This is a genomic window from Thiohalocapsa sp. (assembly GCF_019695415.1).
Lineage (GTDB): Bacteria > Pseudomonadota > Gammaproteobacteria > Chromatiales > Chromatiaceae > Thiohalocapsa.
In genome coordinates, this window is sequence record NZ_JAIFKJ010000475.1 from 1 (window position 1) to 5,285 (window position 5,285).

Consider the following 5,285-nt stretch of genomic DNA (forward strand, 5'->3'; position numbering starts at 1 on the left):
GCTTAGCCCGACCCGGACCCTGTTGTCGCAAGCCGTGCCATACTGCGTCGCAATCTCTCCGCAGGCCAATGGTATTGCCGCTTCGACGATGAAATTCACACAACTCCCGCCGGATGCCCGCTTCTGCTGGCAGGGCGAGCTGTACCGCAAGACCGGCCCCATGACGGCGCATGCCGACGTCGGCGGCGCACAGAAGCTGATTCCTCGCAGTGCCGTCGTGGAGCCGGTGGCGAATGACGCGGCAGCGGCAACCACAGCGGAGGAGCGTTTCACCGCGGGCGTGGTGCAGGCCGCGCTGGACGCTTACCAGACCAGCCTGCGCGCCTATGCGCAGACGCTGACCGGTCCGGAGCGCTCGGCGCTGGAAGCGCACATGGATTTGGCGGAACGGGGATTTCGCGCCGCACTGCGCCGCAAAGCCTGACGCTGCAATGGGGCACGAAGGAGACGCCGATTCACCGGCGTCCGGCGCCGGGCAGCATCACTGCGCCGGCGGGGCCGACTTGTCACGGCCCCAGTAGACGACCCAGCGCCCGCCCTCGCGGCGCAGGCGCACGTGCATATAGTCCTCTAGGCCCCAGAGGCCGTGCTCGGTGAAGGCCGCGGGCGTTGGAAACCACACCAGGGCCTCGTTGACGCCGAGCTCCGCGACGAAGACTTGCTCCGGCACCCAGGTGGCGAGGTCGCCATCGCTTGCCAGCGTATGGGCAGTCATGGCTGCCGCGAGCTCGGGACTGAAGCCCTGCCGATAGTGGGCGTAGAGCATGTCGTAGGTCGAAAAGGCGACTGGGTCCTCCCAGTAGGCCGACTCCAGGCCATAGGCGAAGCGGGTGGCGTCGATGACCTCTTGCACCCGATCCGCGGTGGCTACGCCGGAGACGGACAGCAGTACGATCAAGCCTAACCACCACGTCAGCGACGGGCGGGGGGCGACGGCAACAGGCGCTCTCGGCATGGATGGACTGCGTGGCGCCGGTCGGCGCGTTGCTGGTGGCGCCAACGGGCACCGTCCGGACCGGTGCCGGCGGGCTTTCGACAGCGCTTGGATGATACGCAGTCTAGCGAAGGGCCGGGCTGCCGAGGGCGGCGCTCGCCGCCGGAATCGGCCAGTTGGTCAGAGGCGGCGGCCTGACTCGGTCTCGCCGCGTACCGAACGCCAGCCGCCCCGCGGCGGCAGCGGAGCGGCTGGCGGCTTCAGCCAGCGACGGCGCGGGAGAGGTCCCACACCGGCGGGGAGTGGTATAGCCTGGCCAGTTGGAGCTCGCGCTCGAGCTCCATCTCGTGCGGCAAGTGGTCGCCGAAGCGGGTGAGCAATTCCTCCTGCTCCACCGTCTCCCGCCGTGCCACCTCGTTGTCGATGTTCATGATGGAGAAGAACTTCTCCTTGTCGAACTCGAGCCCGTCCCAGTGCAGATCGTCCCAGCTCGGCAGCCAGCCGAGAGGGCTCTCGATGGCTGAGACGCGGCCATCGCAGCGATCGACGACCCATTTCAGTACGCGCATGTTCTCGCCGAAGCCGGGCCAAACGAATTTGCCGTGCTCGTCCTTACGGAACCAGTTGACGCGGAAGATGCGGGGCGGCGTGGCGACATGCTGCCGGCCGATGCGCAGCCAATGTTTCCAGTAGTCCGCCATGTTGTAGCCGCAGAAGGGCAGCATGGCCATGGGGTCGCGGCGCATGGCCGCTTGGCCGATGGCCGCCGCGGTGGCCTCGGACCCCATGGTGGCGGCCATGTAGACGCCGTGCTCCCAGTTGTAGCTCTGAAACGCCAGCGGGAAGTTCTTGCTGACGCGGCCGCCGAACAGGAAGGCGCTGATTGGCACGCCGCTGGGGTTTTCCCACTCGGGATCGATGGACGGGCACTGGGCGGCGGGTGCGGTAAAACGGGCATTCGGGTGCGCCGCTGGGCGCCCGCAGCCCGGTGTCCAGTCATTGCCTTGCCAATCGATCAGGTGCTCCGGCGGCTCGTCTGTGAGGCCCTCCCACCACACATCGCCGTCGTCGGTCAATGCGCAGTTGGTATAGATGCAATTGCCGTCCAGCGAGGCGATAGCGTTGGGGTTGGACTTCTCGTTGGTGCCGGGGGCAACGCCGAAAAAGCCATACTCCGGGTTGATGGCATAGAACTTACCGTCCTCGGCGTTCGGCTTGATCCAGGCAATGTCGTCGCCGACGGTGGTCACCTCCCAGCCCTCGAAGCCCGCGGGTGGAATCAGCATGGCGAAGTTGGTCTTGCCGCAGGCGCTCGGAAAGGCACCAGCGACATAGTGCTTCTTGCCCTCGGGCGACTTCACGCCGAGGATCAGCATGTGCTCGGCGAGCCAGCCTTCGTCGCGCGCCATCACGGAGGCGATGCGCAGCGCAAAGCACTTTTTACCCAGCAGCGCATTGCCGCCGTAGCCGCTGCCGAAGGACCAGATCTCCCGGGTCTCCGGGAAGTGGGTGATGTACTTGTCTTCCACATTGCCGGCACAGGGCCAGGGCACATCCTGCTCACCGGGGGCCAGCGGCGCACCAACGCTGTGCATGCAGGGCACGAAGTCGCCCTGCTCGCCCAAGGCGTCCAGCACTGCCTGACCCATGCGGGTCATGATGCGCTGGTTGACAACCACATACGGCGAGTCCGTGATCTCCACGCCGATCTGCGCGATGGGGGAGCCGATGGGGCCCATGCTGAACGGGATCACGTACAGGGTACGCCCGCGCATGCAGCCGTCGAAGCGCTCGCGCAGGATGGCGCGCATCTTATTCGGATCCATCCAGTTGTTGGTAGGACCCGCATCCTCCTGATGCTCGGAGCAGATGAAGGTGCGATTCTCCACGCGGGCCACATCGCTCGGGTGGGAGCGGGCCAGATAGCTGTTGGGACGCTTGTCGGGATTCAGGCGAACGAATGCGCCGGCCTGCACCATTTCCTCGCACAGGCGGTCATACTCGGCCTGGCTCCCGTCGCACCAGTAGATGCGCTCCGGCTTGCAGAGCCGGGCCATCGCGTCGACCCAGTCTAAGAGCTTGCGGTTTCGGGTGCGGCTCGCACCGTCATGCGTGGTGGTCATGGTGGTCTGCTCTCCCGCTGCGGAGGTTGAGGCCAGGGACGATACGTCGGTTGGGCAAGTATTCCGGTCAGGTTACTCTCGGACGAGCCGGTAGCGTCGCGTAACCGGCAGCTTGGCTGATCCCGGGCAAGACTCCGGCCCCAGCAAACGTTGGGACGGGCCAGCCTTGGAGCGTCTTGGCGGAAAACACCAATGCAGATCGAGCAAAGAACGTGCCAGCAAAGGGCGGGCACGACGCCGTGTCAGCGTTAACACCGCGCCATGTCAGTGGCTCGCTGCTGGCAGCCTGGCCATAGCAACGTGGGACAATGCTCGTGCAAAGGGTCGCCTGCGCCGTGCCGGCGCCCCTTGAAGGACCCACAGGCTTCCATCAACTCTGACCCGAATATGACGCAGAGGCGAGGCTCCATGCACTCCCCCACGGTAGGGCGTCGCGGCGCCCTGAAGAGCATCGGCATCGCAAGACGCATCCCCGGCCTGATTGTGCTGGCGCTGCTGGCGGCGGGTGTCGCCGGCGCCGCACCCATCCACCTCCTCCGAACGCAGCCCTCCACCGAGCCCCACGCTGCACTCGTGCAGCTGGCGGCTGTGGCGGCGTTCGAGGCGCAAGCCCGCCGCCGCGCCCTGGACCAGGATCGCAGCCAAGACATCAGCCCGACGCAGCTTCTAGTGCTGCTGGACGTGGCGGAGCGCACCGGGTACAGCCTGGGTCAGTTGCTGGCCACAGGCGAGCATGAGAGCGCGCACACCTGGAACGACTTCGTACGCCCACGCCTCAGCAGCGGCCGCTTGGGCCGCGCGGCCGGCGTCTGGCAGTTCCAGCCGAAGACCTTCGAGCGCATCATCCACCTGTACGGCGCAGAGCTCCTGGCACTCACCGCCGCTGACCCAGCCGCCGGCAGGCGGCGCCTCGATCTCGGCTTCGGCCCCTTCTGTGACAGCCACGTCCGGCTCGTGATCCGCGACACCATGGCCGGACTGCGCGACCCGAGCGACCCGGAGCTCAAGCTGCTGCGGCATAACTTCACCATCCTCGCGCTCGCCAAGTATCTGCTGAGCAAGGACTCGGGGGCGACGAATCCGGTGGAGGACTACCTCTTTCACTTCCTAGGTCCCGCCCAGGGGCGGCGCATCCTGGCCCTGGCACAGGGCGACGCGCGCCATACCCGCACCGTCAAACCGCCACCGCCGCCGGACCCGCCCACGGCGGCGGGCGGAACGAGCCGGGTGCGCGACACCCTGCCCGGACGCCCGGAGCTGTTGCTGGAGCTGGCGCCACGGGGCTACCGATCACTGACGCCGGGCGCACCGACACCAGGCACGCGCGCGGCGGATGCCATGCTGCGGCGACAGGACGAGCCGGCGCCCAAGCCGCCACAGCCCCCGCCGCCACAGTGGCGCGCAGACTACGGCTATCCGCACGACTCGCCTGTGGTAACCAGCAATGCGGGTATGTTCTACCGCGACGGTCAGGCGCGCAGCGACCCTTACACCTGGGCCGAGTTCCTTCGCCACCTCGAACGGCGCGTGAAGGCGGACCGGCAGCCGGAGCTGGTGCGGGCCAAATACGGCGTCGGCTTCTATCTGGAGGGAGGGGACATGCCGCATAGGGCCTTCAACCCGGACGCACCCGGCAGCGGGGACGGCGCGACACTTTCAGTCCGGCTGGATGACGGCACCACGCGCGACCTGCTCCGCGCGCAGATCCTCGAACCCCTGGACACGCGGGAGATGCGCGACTATCAGCGCCGACTCGCGGCCCTTATCGGCCTCGGCGACGCGGAGCCCACTGCGGTGCTGAGCGACGCCGCCGCACTGGCGCTGTGGCGTCTCGGACTGCTTGAGCCACCCAGCCATGCGACGGAGCCCGCGGCCGACCCCGCAGACCTGCTCGGCACGGACATGGGGCTAGGCTGGGGCACCGTGCTGCGAACCGATGAACCCACGGTGCGGCGGGCACTGCATGCCTTCCGATCACTCGTTGGCAAGGCAGCGCCGGAGAATCCCGCGCACAGCGATTTGCTGTTGCCGGCGGAGCGCGTCGCGCTGGAGGTCTATGGCGCGCGTATTGAGCGCATGCTCGCGGCGGAGCGGGGCGACTGAGGGCTTCTGGCAAGGACCAGGAAGGACCCGGCCGACAGCTCAGTTGCAGCGGGAGGCGCGGGCTGCCGCCGCTTCAGGCGTGCGGCCGGCCCCCGATGCGCGCAACCCGTCCCGAATGGGCAACA

The 5,285-nt window shown here is 67.6% G+C and carries 4 protein-coding genes; 2 read left to right on the forward strand and 2 right to left on the reverse strand.

Annotated features, from left to right (window positions below; genetic code table 11):
- Positions 1 to 424, forward strand: a 424-nt coding sequence (locus I6U14_RS13300) for a hypothetical protein (protein ID WP_296900006.1), incomplete at its 5' end; no start/stop codon positions are given.
- A gap of 57 nt (positions 425 to 481) precedes the next feature.
- On the opposite strand, the gene I6U14_RS13305 is transcribed toward I6U14_RS13300, so the two are convergent.
- On the reverse strand, positions 482 to 898 hold the full coding sequence (locus tag I6U14_RS13305) for a hypothetical protein (protein ID WP_296900007.1): 417 nt from the start codon (positions 896 to 898) through the stop codon (positions 482 to 484).
- Positions 899 to 1,194: 296 nt separating this feature from the next.
- Positions 1,195 to 3,057, reverse strand: a complete 1,863-nt coding sequence (locus tag I6U14_RS13310; RefSeq protein WP_296900008.1) for a phosphoenolpyruvate carboxykinase (GTP) — start codon at positions 3,055 to 3,057, stop codon at positions 1,195 to 1,197.
- Between the two features lie 408 nt (positions 3,058 to 3,465).
- On the opposite strand from I6U14_RS13310, the gene I6U14_RS13315 reads away from it, so the two are divergent.
- Positions 3,466 to 5,160 carry a hypothetical protein gene (locus tag I6U14_RS13315; RefSeq protein WP_296900009.1) on the forward strand — a complete coding sequence of 565 codons (1,695 nt, stop codon included), beginning with the start codon at positions 3,466 to 3,468 and terminating at the stop codon, positions 5,158 to 5,160.
- Positions 5,161 to 5,285 lie beyond the last annotated feature (125 nt).